A 14,264-nucleotide genomic window follows, 5' to 3' on the forward strand; every position below is an offset into this window, starting at 1 on the left:
AAAAACTCGGGCGCCCTAAGCAACATGCGCCTTCTTGAACAGTCGCTTGAAGTTCTCCGTCGTCTTGGCCGCGAAGGCCTCGTCAGACATACCGAACAGCCGTGCGGCGAACTCCGCCGTGTGTTTGACGTAGCTGGGCTCGTTCTTCTTGCCGCGCTTCGGCACGGGTGCCAGGTAGGGCGAATCCGTCTCCACCAGCAGCCGGTCCAGCGGCACGGTCTTGATCACCGCGCGCAGTTCCTCGGCATTTTTGAAGGTCACGATGCCGGAGAGCGAGATGTAGAAGCCGATCTCGAGCGCCGCATCGGCCAGCTTCTGGGTCGAGGTGAAGCAGTGGATGACTCCCGCCAAGGGCATCCCGTCCTGCCCGCCCTTCTCCGCCCCGATCTTCAGCTCCTCGATCGTATCGTCGTCGGCGTCGCGGCTATGCACGATCAGCGGCAGGCCGGAGCGGCGCGCCGCCTCGATATGGGTGGCGAAGACCTGGCGCTGCCGCTCGCGCGGGCTCTTGTCGTAGTAGTAATCCAGCCCGGCCTCGCCGATCCCCACCACCTTGGGGTGCCGAGCCAGTTCCACCAGCCGCTCGGTGTCGACCGCGGGTTCCTCCGCCGCCTCATGCGGATGGATGCCGACGGAGCAGCTGATCCGGGGATCGCTCTCGGCGATCGCCAGCACCTTGTCGAACTCGGATACCTTGGTGCAGATGGTGACAAGATGCGCGACGCCGTTGGCCTCGGCCCGCGCCAGCACCTCCGGCACCTGCCCCTGGAAATCCGGAAAATCGAGATGGCAGTGGCTGTCGATCAGCCGAACTGTCATGCGGCCGTCTCTTCGACAAAGCGCGGGAAGACGCCTTCCGGCTTCGGCAGGTCGGCGCCAGCCGTCAAAGCATGTTCCGGCCCGAGCGCCGCGAAGCTCCGGTCGTCGTTGCTGACCTCGAGCTGGTCCAGGATCTTCGCGCCGGATTCCGGCATGAAGGGCTGGATCAGCAAGGCGAGATGCCGGATCGTCTCGGCCAGCACATAGAGCACCGTGCCCATCCGCGCCGGGTCGGTCTTCTTCAGCGCCCAGGGCGCTTGCTCGTCCACATAACGGTCGGCCTCGGTCACCACCTGCCAGATCGCCTCCAGTGCCTTGTGGAACTGCTGCGAGGTCATCAGCGGTCGCACCGCCGCGAGCAGGCCATGCGCCGCGCCGAGCAGTTTCCGGTCGGCCTCGGTCAGCACGCCATGCGCCGGGACCTTGGCCTCGCAGTTCTTGTTGATCATCGACAGCACGCGCTGCGCGAGGTTGCCGATGCCGTTGGCGAGGTCGCCGTTCATCCGCTGCACCATGCCGCGGTGCGAGAAATCGCCGTCATTGCCGAACGGCACTTCGCGCAGCAGGAAGTAACGCACCTGGTCGCGGCCGTAGCGCGCGATCAGCTCATGCGGATCGATCACGTTGCCGAGCGATTTGGAGATCTTCTGCCCTTCATTGGTCCACCAGCCATGGGCGAAGACCCGTTTCGGCGGCTCGAGCCCGGCCGCCATCAGGAAGGCCGGCCAATAGATCGCGTGAAAGCGGACGATGTCCTTGCCGACCATGTGCAGATCGGCCGGCCAGAACTTGATGTATTTCTCCTGCTCGGTGTCGGGGAAGCCGACCGCGGTGATGTAGTTGGTCAGCGCGTCCAGCCAGACATACATGATGTGGTCGGCATCGTCCGGCACCGGGACGCCCCACTTGAAGGTGGTGCGCGAGATCGAGAGATCCTTCAATCCCTGCTTCACGAAGCTGATCACCTCGTTGCGGCGGGAATCCGGGCCGATGAAATCCGGATTCTTTGCATAGAACTCCAGCAGCGGCTCGGCCCAGGCCGAGAGCTGGAAGAAGTAGCTCGGTTCCTCCACCCACGCGACCTCGGCGCCGGAGGCCTTGGCGATCCGCTTGCCGTCGGGCCGGGTCTCGAGCTCGTCCTCCTGGTAGAAGGCCTCGTCGCGCACCGCGTACCAGCCGGAATAGGAGCCGAGATAGATCTGGCCACGCTCCTTCAGGCGCCGCCACAGCTCCTGGCAGGATTCGATGTGCCGCCGCTCGGTGGTGCGGATGAAATCGTCGTTGGAGAAGTTCATCGCCTCGGCCAGGAGGCGAAAGCGCTGCGAGACCTCGTCGGTGAAAGCCTGCGGATCCTTGCCTGCCGCCTCCGCCGACTTCTCCACCTTCTGCCCGTGCTCGTCGGTCCCGGTCAGGAAATGCACGTCGTAGCCATCCAGCCGCATGAACCGCGCCAGGGCATCGCAGGCAAGCGAGGTGTAGGCGTGCCCGATATGCGGTGAATCGTTCACATAGTAGATCGGCGTGGTGACGTAGAAGCTCTTGCGGTCGGCCATCGGTTTCCTGGGGTTGTAGGGAGCGGCGATATTCGCCCTGGCCCCGGCCTATCCGTCGCCGAGACCGCCAGCTCCCATTCCATGAGTTTCCACGGTCTGGAGAGCGAGCCAGGCCGTCAGCCAAGCCTGCCGGCGATCGAGATTGACGCTCAGCACCCGGGCAAACAGCCGCTCGACTTTCTCCCACAGCTCCAGCCAGCGATCAAGTCCGGCCGCCCCCAGCCATTTCCGCGTCAGTTCCGCCTCGCCCGGGAAGCGCTCCGGCGTCACATTTCCGCCTAAAGCGGCGTTCCGGAGAAACCGCGCCCCGATCCATTCCAGCAGCTCCGCCGCCTGCTCGAATGCCTGCTCGGTGCCACGACCGCTCAAGCGATCCGCCAGCTTGTGCAGGGCCGCCGTGTCGGCGCGCGGCCACTGCACCAGCAACCCGGCGATCTCGTGGAACAAGCCCACCGCCTCGGTCTCGACCAGCGTCAGGGCATGACCGAGACTGCCCTCGGCCAGGGCCGCCACCAGATTGAGATCCTCGCCCCCGAGCTCGGGCGCCCGCGCATTCAGCTCCGCCGCCATCACCGCCTCCGGCAGCGGCGACAGAGTGAGCCTCCGGCAGCGCGAGCGGATGGTCGGCAGCAGCCGTCCCGGCGCGTGCGAGACCAGGATCAATACCGTGCGCGGCCGCGGCTCTTCCAAAATCTTCAACAGCGCATTCGCGGCGTTGCGGTTGAGGTCATCCGCCGCATCGACGATCAGCACCCGCCAATCGCCTTCGGCCGGGGTCATTCTCAGGAAGTCGATCGCCGCGCGGACGTCCTCGATGACGATCTCGCTCCGCAGCTTGCCTTTATCGTTGAGCGAGCGGCGCAACAGCCGGAAGTCGGAATGCGCCAGCTCCGCGAGGCGGCGGAACACCGGATGCCCGGCATCCATCTCCAGGCTCACCGCGCGTTTCGGCGCCTCGCCGAACAGGCCGCCGCCATCCTCGGTCTGCGCCGGCGTCGAGAGCAGGGCCCGCGCCATGCGGAAAGCGAGCGTCGCCTTGCCCACGCCCTTCGGCCCGGTGATCAGCCAGGCATGCGGCATCCGCCCGGCCTCCAGCGCGGTCAGGAAAGAGGCTTCGGCCGCCTCATGGCCGATCAGCCGCGTGGCGGTCGCCGCCGCCGGCGGCGGCAGGATGCGGGCATCGGCATCGGCGGCAGGCCGGCGCGCCATCAGAGCTTGATGCGGAATCGATCGGCGACGGCAGCCCGCACCGCCGCGGCGACCGTCTCGACCGGGCGCGTGGCATCGATCACCTTGCAGCGATCCGGCTCCTCCTTCGCGATCGTCAGGAAGCCGGCATGCAGCCGCTCGTGGAAAGCGCGGCCCATGCGTTCGTAGCGCTGGTGCGTGCTCACCCGGCCGAGGCCGACATCGACCGGCAGGTCGAGAATGAGCGTGAGGCCGGGCTCGGTCTTGCCGACGATCTGCGAGCGCAATTGCTGCAGCCAGCCGAGGTCCTGGGCCTGGCCGTAACCCTGATACGCCAGGGTTGAATCCGCGAAGCGGTCGCAGAGCACCCACTTCCCCTCGTCCAGCGCCGGCCGGATCACCTTCGCAAGATGCTCGGCGCGGGCCGCGAAGTGCAGCAGCGCCTCGGCATCCGCCGGCCAGCGCCCGGTCTCGCCTTCGACCAGCAGGCGGCGGATCTCCTCGGCGCCCGGCGCGCCGCCGGGCTCGCGCGTCGTCACCACGGTCTCGCCGGCCTTGCGCAAGGTGTCGGCTAAAAGGCGCAGCTGGGTCGACTTGCCGCCGCCCTCGCCGCCTTCGAACGTGATGAATTTGAGCGGCGGGCGCACCGGCGTCGACATCGGCCTGCCGCCCCGCCTCAGTTGGTCTGGGTCTGCGGTTGCGGCTGCTGTTCCGCCTGGGGCTGCTCGGCCTGGGGTTGCTCGGGGCCGAAGATCATCTGCTGCAGCATGGCGACCACGCGACCGCCGAAGCCGAGCTGCGGCACCTCTTGCGCCGCGACCAGCGGGGCGCGGAATTCCGGCATGCCGGGGATCGTCATCACCAGCTCGCCGATCGGCTGGCCGGCGGCGACCGGTGCGGCGACCGGGCCGTCATAGACCGCCTTCACCTGGACCTTGTCGCGCTCGGAGACTGGCAGGGTCACCAGCAGGTCCTGGGCAACAGTCAGCGGCACGGTCTTCTGCTGCCCCATCCAGACATTGGCCTGGGCGAGAATCGTGTCCTTCTTCGCCACCGTGTAGTCGCCGAACGAGCGGAAGGCCCAGTCGAGCAACTGGCCGGTCTCGTCGGCGCGGTCCTGCATCGAGGTCATGCCGTGCACGACCATGAAGATGCGCCGCCCGTCGCGGATCGCTGAAGCGGTCAGGCCGAAACCCGCCTCCTCGGTATGGCCGGTCTTCAACCCGTCGACGCCGGTGCCGGGACGATAGAGCAAGGGATTGCGGTTGCCTTGCTTGATCTTGTTGAAGACGAACTCTTTCTCACTGAAGTAGTGATAGAATTCCGGGAAATCGGAGAACAGGTGATTGGCCAGGACGTAGAGGTCCTGTGCGGTCATCAGGTGGTTCGGATCCGGCAGGCCGGACGCGTTGATGAAGTGGCTGTTCTTCAGCCCGATCTCGGCGCCCTTCTTGTTCATGCGGTCGGCGAAGGCTTCCTCGCTGCCGGCGAGCCCCTCGGCCACCACCACGCAGGCATCGTTGCCCGACTGCACGATGATGCCGCGGATCAGGTCCTCGACCTTGATGTCGCCGTCGATCGGCACGAACATCTTGGAGCCTTGGGTCGACCAGGCCTTCTTGCTCACGTGGAAGCTGTCGGTCAGCTTGACGTCGCCGCGCTTCAGGGCATCGAACAGCATGTAGAGCGTCATCAGCTTGCTCATCGACGCCGGATGCAGCTTCTCGGTGCCGGCCTTGTCGTAGAGCACCGAGCCGGTGTTGTAGTCGACGATGTAGACGTGCTGTGCCTGGACATTCGGCGGCTCGACGGCCCCGGCGGCGGACGCCGCCAGACTGAATGCCAGAACCAGGCCCAAAGCCAGCCATCGCCGCGACATGAACGTTCCTCGCCGCCAATTCGTGTGAGTCATAAAGGACCTTTGCGGCAAAGGAGCGAAGCCGTCAAGCGCCCAGCAATGAATGGAACCGGGCCCCGAAAAGCCGTGATATCCCGGGCTATTCGACCACGATCCGAGCGTCCGGCTGGCCGGTGCCGATCACCTGCTGCAACAGCGCGTCGGCATCCTCGATCTTCGCGATCGGCCCGAGTCGGACGCGATAGAAGGTCTGCGTGCCGACCCGCGCCTGGGTGACCCGGGTCTGGCCGAGCGAGGCGAGCTGCTGAGTGAGCTTCAGCGCATTGCTCTGCTGCAGGAAGGCGCCCGCCTGGATGAAGATATGGGTCGGCTTCACCGGCTGATACGAGACCGAGCCATTCAGCGAGGGGATGGTGGCCGCCGCCTGCTGCGCCGAGGGCTTCGGGAGGCCGACGACCGAGCTTGACGCCTGCGGCTGCACGCTGGGGGTCGCCGCGGGCGCCGATTGTCCCGGCGGCAGCTTTTGCGTGACGACAGTGCCGGCCGGCGCGGCCTGCGGCTTCGGCCCGCCCGCCAGCGGCTCCGGTTCGCCGGCATAGGCGAGCTGCGCGCCGCCGACCTTGTTGGCCAGCAGGATGCTGTCCTCTTTCATCACCTGCACTTTCACCCGCGCGGTGCCCTGGCCCTCGAAGCCGAGCAGCTGCGCGCCGCGACGCGTGAGGTCGATGACCCGGTTGTTCTTGAACGGGCCGCGATCGTTGATCCGCACCTCGATCGAGCGGCCGTTCTCGAGATTGGTGACCCGCACGATGGTCGGCATCGGCAGCGTCTTATGCGCGGCGGTCAGCGCATTCTGGTCGAAGATCTCGCCGTTGGCCGTGCTCTTGCCGTGGAAGTCCGGCCCATACCACGAGGCGATGCCGGTCTCGCTGTAGTCGTAATCGACCTTGGGATAATACCAGGCGCCCTCGATCTGATAGGGCTTCCCGAGCTTGTACGGCGGTATCGTGTTCGAGTCTTCGGTGGCGAGCTTCGAGCCGTTGGTGACGAGCGTCGTCTCCGCGCATCCGGCAAGGCTCACCGCGGCGAGAATCAACCCACCGAAAACCAGCAATGCCCTCAGCGCACGCGTCATGCTGTTGGTACTCAAACCCCCGAATCTCAAGGCTGTGGCAGGCTAACCAATAGGGTCGGCGGCTTCAAACGATTCTGCCGCGGGACCCCGTGCCTAGGACCAAGAGCCGAGGTTGGAAGGCGCTACGGCTGCTTCTTCAGCGCATCGACCGCAAGGCCGGTGACCGCGCCCGCACCGGCGCCAATGATCGCGCCCGCGGGAATGCTCAAGCCTCCGGTCACCGCCCCCAATCCCGCGCCGGCACCGGCACCGATTGCGGCACCGGTCAGCACGCGCTGCTCGGTATCCCCCATCCCCGCGCAACCGGACAACAGCAGCCCCGAAAGCGCCGCGGCAGCCAGACCCAAACGGGGCGAGCCCGCAGCAATGCGCATCGTCATCTTAATCTCCCTTAACAGTCGACTCGAGTGAGCAAACACTTGGTGCAAAACATAAAGGTTGTAGGTCAGGAAATTCAAGAATCTGGTTGATTCAATTGGATTCACTATGTCGTGAATCACACCCCGCCGGGGCGACCCCGAGCAAATCCAGGTTGGCGGCAGTGGCCGGCTCCTTTAAGGAGAGGCCCGCGCGCAATGGACGTGCCTGGGGATGGGTGGCCGAGTGGTTTAAGGCACCGGTCTTGAAAACCGGCGTGGGTGCAAGCTCACCGTGAGTTCGAATCTCACCCCATCCGCCACCCTGCGCCCTGCGGGCTTCGGGTAGCGCAGCCACCGGGAGACCGAAGGGCGCAGGGTGTCTCCCGAAGCCTTGGCGTAGGGAGACTGGCTCCGGCTCTCCAAGCCTATTTGCGCTTGCGGACGAACTCGGTCCGCAGGACGAGACCTTTGATCGTGTCGTGGCGGCAGTCGATCTCCTCGACATTGTCGGTGAGGCGGATCGACTTGATGACCGTGCCCTGTTTCAGGGTCTGGTTGGCACCCTTCACCTTGAGGTCCTTGATCAGGGTGACCGAATCGCCATCGGCGAGGGCGTTCCCGGCCGCATCGCGCACCACGGCCTGCTCGCCCTTGGCGGCAGCGGCGACTTCCGCGGCCGGGCGCCATTCGCCGGTCGCTTCGTCGTAGACATACGCATCGTTCTCGTCGGCCATGTCGCGCCTCGATTGCAGAGCCGTTTCCCGGCCCGGGTCGCTTAGACCACCCGCTCCCCGCGCGCAAGACCGGCGAACGGCGACATGGCATCGCAGGCCGCCCGGGTCTTCGGAACCAAGCCTCCGCTCCGCTGTTCTTCCATCAGTGCCGTGAAAATCGGATTTTCTGAGGAGGGAATCGTGTTGCGGAATAGAACCCATTTCTGGCGGATCGCCAGTGCCGCGCTGGTTGCCGGCGCGCTGTCAGCCTGCTCCGTCGTCGAAGGCAAGCAGAGCGGCGAGGAATACATGGATGATGCGAGCATCACCACGCGGGTGAAGACCCAGCTCGCCTCCGACGTCGGCTTGACGCCGGCCAACCAGATCAGTGTCGAGACCTCGAACCGCATCGTGCAATTGAGCGGCTTCGTGGACTCGCCCGCCCACAAGGCCCAGGCGGAGAGCGTCGCGCGCGGCGTGAAGGGAGTCGAAGGCGTCGAGAACGACATCATCGTTCAGCCGTCGAACTAGAGCCGCGGCAACGCGGCATCGCGAAACCCCGCCGTATCCCGGCGGGGTTTTTGTTTCCCCGGTTCTTTGCTAGCCTCGGTGCCGGGGAGCACCAAATGTACGAAATCGATCCGACCCGGCTGGATCTCGCCGAGGAGTTTCGCCGAAAGCCCTACGGCCGCCACAGCGCCGAGCTGCAGCGCATCCTCAATCGCATGCGCACGGAGCCGTTCGAAGGTCATTACGTACTGCTGCGCGACGGGCGTTTCGGCCCCTATCGCCTGGGGACCTTCGGGGCGACGCCGGCCGACCCGGTCACGCCGACCGGGCATGTCTTCAAGTCGGTGCGCGAGGCCGAATGGGTGGTCTTCAAGCTGCGCTGGAAGCGCCTCACCGGCCAGGACCTGCCGCTGGATTGATCCCATGCTGAAGATCGTCGGCTATACCGACCGCCTCTCGGTCCGCCCCGGAGAAAGCCTCGCCTTCAAGGTGAGCTGCGAGGGGAATGCTGCTGAATACGATGCCGAGATCGTTCGCATCATCTGCGGCGACGACAGCCCGCATGGACCGGGCTTCAAATCGGAGCCGGTCGCGGCTTCGGTCAACGGCCGTTATCCGGGGCGCAAGCAGCGCATCAACATCGGTTCCTTCGGCTATGTCGCGCAGGGCGTGCCGATCCCTGACGGCGCGGGCTTCACGGTCGCGGCGCTGGTCTATCCGACCTGGCTCGCGAAGAAGGCCGATCAGGCCATCATCGCCTCGCGCGGCGTCGCACCGCTGCCCGGCCAAGGATGGTCGCTTCTGCTGGACTCGACGGGGCGCGGATGCTTCGAAATCTCCAATGGTCAGCTGCAGGCGGCTGTGACCCTGGATCGCCCGCTGCCGGAGCGACGCTGGTCGCTGCTGGTCGCGACCGTGCAGGACGATATGCTGAAGCTGGTCCACCGCCTGCTGGAACCGCTGCCTCGCGAAGCCGAGATCGCCGCCGCCACGGCCCGCATCGGCTTCCGTCCGGCGCACCTGGTCGGAACACCGGTGACCATAGCCGCGGAGCTCGAAGCGGTGGAAGCCGGCCAGCTCTTCACCAAGCGGCATTTCGACGGCAAGATCGAGGCACCACTGATCCGCCCGGCGGTCAGCGATATCGAGAACGCAACGATCGACGCTCTGGCCGATTCTGCCCAGGCATCCTGGGCGTTCGCCCTGGCGATCGACAGCCAGCGCATCGTCGACGTTTCCGGGAACGGCCGCGACGGCGTCCTGGTCAACCTGCCGACCCGCGCGGTAACCGGCCACAATTGGAAGGGCCAGACCCTGCGCTGGTCGGACCAGCCGGACCTCTACGGCGCGATCCATTTCCACTGCGACGATCTCCACGACATGCAGTGGGAGACCGGCTTCACCTGGACCATTCCGGCTGATCTCAAGAGCGGCGTCTATGCCGCGCGCGTGAGCTGTGCCGGTGGCGGCCCCGGAAGCAATGAGGACTTCCTGCCCTTCTTCGTCCTGCCGGCCAGGACGGCGGCGAAGGCACCGGTCGCCTTCCTCGCCTCGACCTTCACCTTCCTGGCCTATGCCAACAGCCATCACGGCTATGAGGATGCGCTTTCCGAAGTCTGCTATGGCGCCCTGCTGGAACTCGGGCCGACCGAGCAATTCCTGAAAGAGCGTCGCGACTTCGGCATCTCGCTCTATGACCGGCACCGCGACGGCAGCGGCGGAGTCTACAGCTCCTGGCACCGGCCGATCCTCAACACAAGGCCGAAGCGCGCACTCTGGAACTTCAATGCCGACCTCCACGTGGTGGATTGGCTGAGCGAGACCGGGCAGCATTTCGACGTCATCACCGACGACCGGATTGACGCGGAGGGCTTGGAACTGCTCCGCGGCTATCGCTGCATCGTCACCGGCAGCCATCCCGAGTACCATTCGACCGCGATGCTCGATGCCTTCGACGCCTATCTGCAAGAAGGCGGGCGCCTGATGTATCTCGGCGGCAACGGCTTCTATTGGCGCGTCGCCACGCATGCGGAGCTGCCCGGCGTCATCGAAGTGCGTCGTGGCGAGGCCGGCACGCGCTGCTTCGAGCTGCCGCCCGGCGAGCGTTTCCACAGCTTCACCGGCGAGTTCGGCGGCCTGTGGCGCTCGAACGGCCGCGCGCCGCAAGCCCTGGTCGGCGTCGGCTTCGTCACCGAAGGCTTCGACGAAAACTCCCACTTCGTCCGCACCGAGGGCAGCTTCGATCCTCGCGCCGCCTTCATCTTCGAAGGCGTCGGCCGCGATGAAAAGATCGGCGATTTCGGCGTGCTCGGCGGCGCCGCCGGCTACGAGCTCGACGCCGCCGACCCGGACCTCGGCACCCCGCCGCATGCCCTCGTGCTGGCGCGCTCGGTGGAGCATTCCAACGTCTATCTGCTGACGCCGGAGGAAATGCTCGCGGGCTTTCCCGGAGCGGACGCGATCGAGAACCCGAAGGTCCGCGGCGAGCTGGTTTACTTCGAAACGGCGCGGGGCGGCGGGGTCTTCTCGACGGGTTCGATCACCTGGGCCGCGTCGCTCTCCCACAACCGCTACGACAACAACGTCGCCCGCATAACCGGGAATGTGCTGCGCCGCTTCATCGATCCGGAGCCGCTGTGATTGCAACCGCCGGGGAATCCCGTGCTAGGCTGCCGGCCATGGCCAGCGACCTTTACCACACCTTTGACCCCGCCTACCCGCCGAGCTTCCTGTCGCCGCGCTGCGCCAGGCTGCTGCAATACTGGAACGCGGTGCGGGGCAACCGCGAGTTCCCGGCGCGCGGCGATATCGATCCCGCGGCGCTGAAGCCGCTGCTGCCGCATATCATGATGTCCGCGATCGAGTACGAACCGTTCCGCGTGTTCTACAAGCTGGTCGGCACCGAGATCGTGCGCTTCGCCAAGTTCGACTTCACCGGCCATTATGCCGACGCACTGGTCTTCCAGGACGACGCCGGCGAGGACTGGACCCGCTTCTACCGCGAATCCGTGGCGGCGCGGCGGCCGGGACACGGCATCTACCACTGGTCGGTGGACGGGCTGCGGCGCTGGATCGAGTTCCTGGTCTGCCCGCTTTCCAGCGACGGGGCGGTGATCGATCGCTACATCGCGGTTGAGGATTACGAGCAGCTGAACGTCATCGAGATAGACACCTTGCCGCCGGTGGCCGAGCACTAGGGCCGCGCGGAGCCTCTTGCGCCGGCGCCGGGCTTTGCGCAGAATCCCGGCATGCATCTGGAAATCTTCTCCGACACGATCTGCCCCTGGTGCTACATCGGCAAGCGCCGGCTGGAACGCGCCTTGAAGGCGCGGCCGATGCCCGGCCTTTCGATCCGCTGGCGGGCCTTCCAGCTCAACCCCGGCATGCCGAACGGCGGCATGGACCGCCAGCAATACCTCGCCGCCAAGTTCGGCAGCGCCGAGCGCGCCGGCCGGCTCTATGACACGGTGACAAGGGTCGGCGCCGAGGAAGGCATCCGCTTTCGCTTCGACCGCATCACCCGGACGCCCAACACGATGCGCTCACACCGCCTGCTGGCGCTGGGCGGCCAGCATGGCATCCAGAGCTCCCTGCTCGACCGCCTGTTCGCCGCCTACTTCAGCGAAGGTCGCGATACCGGCTCGGCCGACGTCCTGCTGGAGATCGGCCTCGCCGCCGGATTGCCCAAGCCAGAGATCGAATCCGCCCTTGCCGAGGACAGCCCGATCGGCACGACGCTGGCGGAGGATTTCCTGGCCCGCCGGCAGGGCATCAACGGCGTCCCCTACTTCGTCTTCAACGGCCGCTTCGGGTTGTCGGGCGCGCAGGAGCCGGAGGCGCTCTACCACATGTTCGATCTGGCGCGCGAAGACGACGCCCTGGTGCGGGTCTAAGCATTTCGCCGCGGAGCTTCGCGCTTCGTGACGAAACAAGCTGCATTTCCCCCTTTGGCTCGTCTGTGCACCGCACCCAGCTGTTATTTTTCGTTGTAGTAATCCTTCCGTACGACTATAACGAGTCAGTCAGGGGAAATTCAACTAATAAAAATAGGGCGGCTCATGCTGTTCACCGTTCAGATTGCAGCGGTACTTTCAGTCTTGGTGCTTACCTATCTAATTTTTCAGGTGCTCGGACCGAGACCTGCTTCCATCTTCTTGACGCGTGGCGAGAAGACGTTTTGGGACAGCAAGATCGTTGCTAAATTTGGTTCTTATCTTTTTCTGTCAAACTTCGTTGCGTCGATTACATCGCTCGCCACCGTCTATATCTTCTTCATCGGCAATTCGAAAATTTTCGGATATTGGATTCTTGTCAGTGTCGTCACAGTTGTCTTTGCCGGTGTAGCTGCTCGTTCAGTTACGAACTCCTATTTGAGACAACCTCGGTACCTTGAGCGACTCAATTCAGATGCGCCTTCATCAGCGGTATTGGCATCGCTATTTTGGGCGCCTAACCGTTCTGGAATGGCGATCTCCAGCATCATCAAATGGCTCAGTATCACGAACATACTTTGCATAATTTGGCTCGAGTTCTCGGTATTCTCGGACCTTTCCGGTCTTATATTGCTGCCTCAGTCTCTAATGTTCTCGTCATCGACGATGTTCATAATGGTGGCAATTGTCTTCTATTTTACTTTACGAAATGGCCTTAGAGGCTTTCTTTTCGCCGACTTGCTGCATGCTCCAATGGTACTCGGCGGGTCGTTGATTCTGCTGACGGGTGTCATTTGGGCGCTTGCGGGATCTAATTCCGTTGATGTGGATCTCAGAGTCCTTCAGCCAAAACTCAGTGCGACTGAAGGCATCGTCTTTGTCATCGCAACCATTTTTCTAAACTCTTTTCTAACGGCCGCTTCCGAAGCTCACTGGGTCAGAGTTTGGTCTCTCCGCCGCTATGTAATCTCTCATCAAGTCAGAAGCGCCTTGGTTACCTCAGCTACTTGGACGGTGCTCATAGTTATCGGCCTACTTGCCGGTGTAATCACGACATCCGTTTCGCAGCAGGCTGTTGCAGAACTATTGAGCGAAGTAGCTAGCCTTTCGCCAGTTTTTGTCGCCGCGTTCTGGGTTGCCGGGGTTTCTGCTCTATTTTCAACTAGTGACGCACAAATCTATTCAGCTCTCCTGGTATTCAGCTTCCAGCCACGCAATGGGAGCATGACCGAAGTTGCGGGAATAGTGCGGAGGCCTTTCCTTGTTTCTTTGATACTCGCGGCATTGCTCACTGTTATCTATGCCCTGGTGCGAGCCTATGAAATACCGTTTGAAAAATTGATATTTCTCTTGTTCCCAATCTTCTTGAATGCGGTTCCTGCCATTGTGCTTGGTGCATTGGGCCGAAAGGTCACGCCTGCGCCGGCCGCAATTTCGATTTGTCTCTATGCTGCTTGCAGCGTGGCCGGTCTACTTCAGAGTAGAAATGAACTCCTTTGGACGCTCGCCGCGCCGTTGATGCCTGCGGTGGTAACGCTGGTCGCTATTGGATGGCCTGCGTATCGTCGCAATGGAACCAGTCAATGATTGGACGTTTGCTCGCCCATGGATGGATATCGACGTTTGCCTGCGCACTCTTGATTGGCGTTCTAGCCCAACGTCAATTCTGGTCGGCCGTCTATATATGCGTGCTCATATTCGCGATCGCTAGCGAGCCTGTGAAATTGGAGGACATCTCTCTTCAGCCAAAGAACCAGCGTCACAGGTTGATCGTGTTTAAAAACATCTATTCGACTTCAATCGCGATTATGGCACTTTCCGTGCTGGTCAACTATGTATGCAAAATTTTGATCGTTGAACTTCAAGGAGATCTTCCTAATCTGACGTCTCAGCTAATTCACTATTCAGGTATGGGTAGTTCACTTGAGCCGATTGTATTAGCTTGTTTGCAAAAAAATGGGAACGGACTCAGCGATCTAGCTCGAAATGGGCCGGTGTTGATCGTCGCGACATCGGATGGAGCATCAGTGCTGCTATCCCTACGAGACCTCGCAATGGGAACAGTGGTTCCCATTGCTGATGAGGTCCGGGCGAATACTGTCCTCTTCATCCTGTTTACGGCGGGAATTGTCGCGGCGCTTCGTAAGCTTATTCAGTTTGTGGGCCTATTCGATCGGCCACCTGAAGTTAACTGACC

15 protein-coding genes and 1 tRNA gene are annotated in these 14,264 nt (G+C 63.4%); 8 read left to right on the forward strand and 8 right to left on the reverse strand.

The features are described 5' to 3' along the window. Positions 1–15: 15 nt before the first annotated feature. The 7 genes from ACYQ4T_RS22815 to ACYQ4T_RS22845 all read right to left on the reverse strand — a co-directional run bounded on the left by ACYQ4T_RS22815 (position 16) and on the right by ACYQ4T_RS22845 (position 6,933). The gene (locus ACYQ4T_RS22815) at positions 16–819 is read right to left on the reverse strand and encodes a TatD family hydrolase (RefSeq protein ID WP_459858898.1); all 804 of its coding nucleotides are present in this window, start codon (positions 817–819) and stop codon (positions 16–18) included. Beyond that, entirely contained in the window at positions 816–2,372 is a 1,557-nt protein-coding gene (gene metG / locus ACYQ4T_RS22820) for a methionine--tRNA ligase (RefSeq protein WP_459858899.1), read from the reverse strand. Before metG ends, ACYQ4T_RS22815 begins: the two co-directional genes overlap by 4 nt. A 48-nt stretch (positions 2,373–2,420) precedes the next feature. Further along, on the reverse strand, positions 2,421–3,581 hold the full coding sequence (locus ACYQ4T_RS22825) for a DNA polymerase III subunit delta' (protein ID WP_459858900.1): 1,161 nt from the start codon (positions 3,579–3,581) through the stop codon (positions 2,421–2,423). Further along, positions 3,581–4,219 (reverse strand): dTMP kinase, encoded by a 639-nt coding sequence (tmk, locus tag ACYQ4T_RS22830; RefSeq protein ID WP_459858901.1) that lies wholly within the window; start codon positions 4,217–4,219, stop codon positions 3,581–3,583. Before tmk ends, ACYQ4T_RS22825 begins: the two co-directional genes overlap by 1 nt. 17 nt (positions 4,220–4,236) lie before the next feature. Continuing rightward, the gene (locus ACYQ4T_RS22835; protein WP_459858902.1) at positions 4,237–5,439 is read right to left on the reverse strand and encodes a D-alanyl-D-alanine carboxypeptidase family protein; all 1,203 of its coding nucleotides are present in this window, start codon (positions 5,437–5,439) and stop codon (positions 4,237–4,239) included. A 118-nt stretch (positions 5,440–5,557) separates the two neighbouring features. Then, positions 5,558–6,553, reverse strand: a complete 996-nt coding sequence (locus ACYQ4T_RS22840; RefSeq protein WP_459858903.1) for a septal ring lytic transglycosylase RlpA family protein — start codon at positions 6,551–6,553, stop codon at positions 5,558–5,560. Positions 6,554–6,675: 122 nt separating this feature from the next. Then, on the reverse strand, positions 6,676–6,933 hold the full coding sequence (locus ACYQ4T_RS22845; RefSeq protein WP_459858904.1) for a YMGG-like glycine zipper-containing protein: 258 nt from the start codon (positions 6,931–6,933) through the stop codon (positions 6,676–6,678). 209 nt (positions 6,934–7,142) lie between these two features. Between ACYQ4T_RS22845 and ACYQ4T_RS22850 the strand changes: the two genes are divergently transcribed. Continuing rightward, positions 7,143–7,232, forward strand: a tRNA-Ser gene (locus ACYQ4T_RS22850). 105 nt (positions 7,233–7,337) lie between these two features. Here the strand turns inward: ACYQ4T_RS22850 and ACYQ4T_RS22855 are convergent. Beyond that, on the reverse strand, positions 7,338–7,646 hold the full coding sequence (locus ACYQ4T_RS22855) for an alkylphosphonate utilization protein (protein WP_459858905.1): 309 nt from the start codon (positions 7,644–7,646) through the stop codon (positions 7,338–7,340). A gap of 180 nt (positions 7,647–7,826) precedes the next feature. Here ACYQ4T_RS22855 and ACYQ4T_RS22860 point away from each other — a divergent pair, with 180 nt between their 5' ends. From ACYQ4T_RS22860 to ACYQ4T_RS22890, 7 genes are all read left to right on the forward strand, one after another. Next, entirely contained in the window at positions 7,827–8,156 is a 330-nt protein-coding gene (locus ACYQ4T_RS22860) for a BON domain-containing protein (protein WP_459858906.1), read from the forward strand. Positions 8,157–8,251: 95 nt separating this feature from the next. Beyond that, positions 8,252–8,554 (forward strand): hypothetical protein, encoded by a 303-nt coding sequence (locus ACYQ4T_RS22865; protein ID WP_459858907.1) that lies wholly within the window; start codon positions 8,252–8,254, stop codon positions 8,552–8,554. A 4-nt stretch (positions 8,555–8,558) separates the two neighbouring features. Continuing rightward, positions 8,559–10,775 (forward strand): N,N-dimethylformamidase beta subunit family domain-containing protein, encoded by a 2,217-nt coding sequence (locus tag ACYQ4T_RS22870; RefSeq protein WP_459858908.1) that lies wholly within the window; start codon positions 8,559–8,561, stop codon positions 10,773–10,775. A gap of 38 nt (positions 10,776–10,813) precedes the next feature. Beyond that, complete coding sequence (locus ACYQ4T_RS22875) at positions 10,814–11,332, forward strand: PAS domain-containing protein (RefSeq protein ID WP_459858909.1); 519 nt, start codon at positions 10,814–10,816, stop codon at positions 11,330–11,332. Between the two features lie 51 nt (positions 11,333–11,383). After that, entirely contained in the window at positions 11,384–12,028 is a 645-nt protein-coding gene (locus tag ACYQ4T_RS22880; protein WP_459858910.1) for a DsbA family oxidoreductase, read from the forward strand. A 165-nt stretch (positions 12,029–12,193) separates the two neighbouring features. Continuing rightward, positions 12,194–13,654, forward strand: a complete 1,461-nt coding sequence (locus ACYQ4T_RS22885; RefSeq protein WP_459858911.1) for an SLC5/6 family protein — start codon at positions 12,194–12,196, stop codon at positions 13,652–13,654. Beyond that, entirely contained in the window at positions 13,651–14,262 is a 612-nt protein-coding gene (locus tag ACYQ4T_RS22890; protein ID WP_459858912.1) for a hypothetical protein, read from the forward strand. Before ACYQ4T_RS22885 ends, ACYQ4T_RS22890 begins: the two co-directional genes overlap by 4 nt. The last annotated feature ends 2 nt before the right edge of the window (positions 14,263–14,264 follow it).

The organism is Dongia sp. agr-C8, assembly GCF_054658695.1.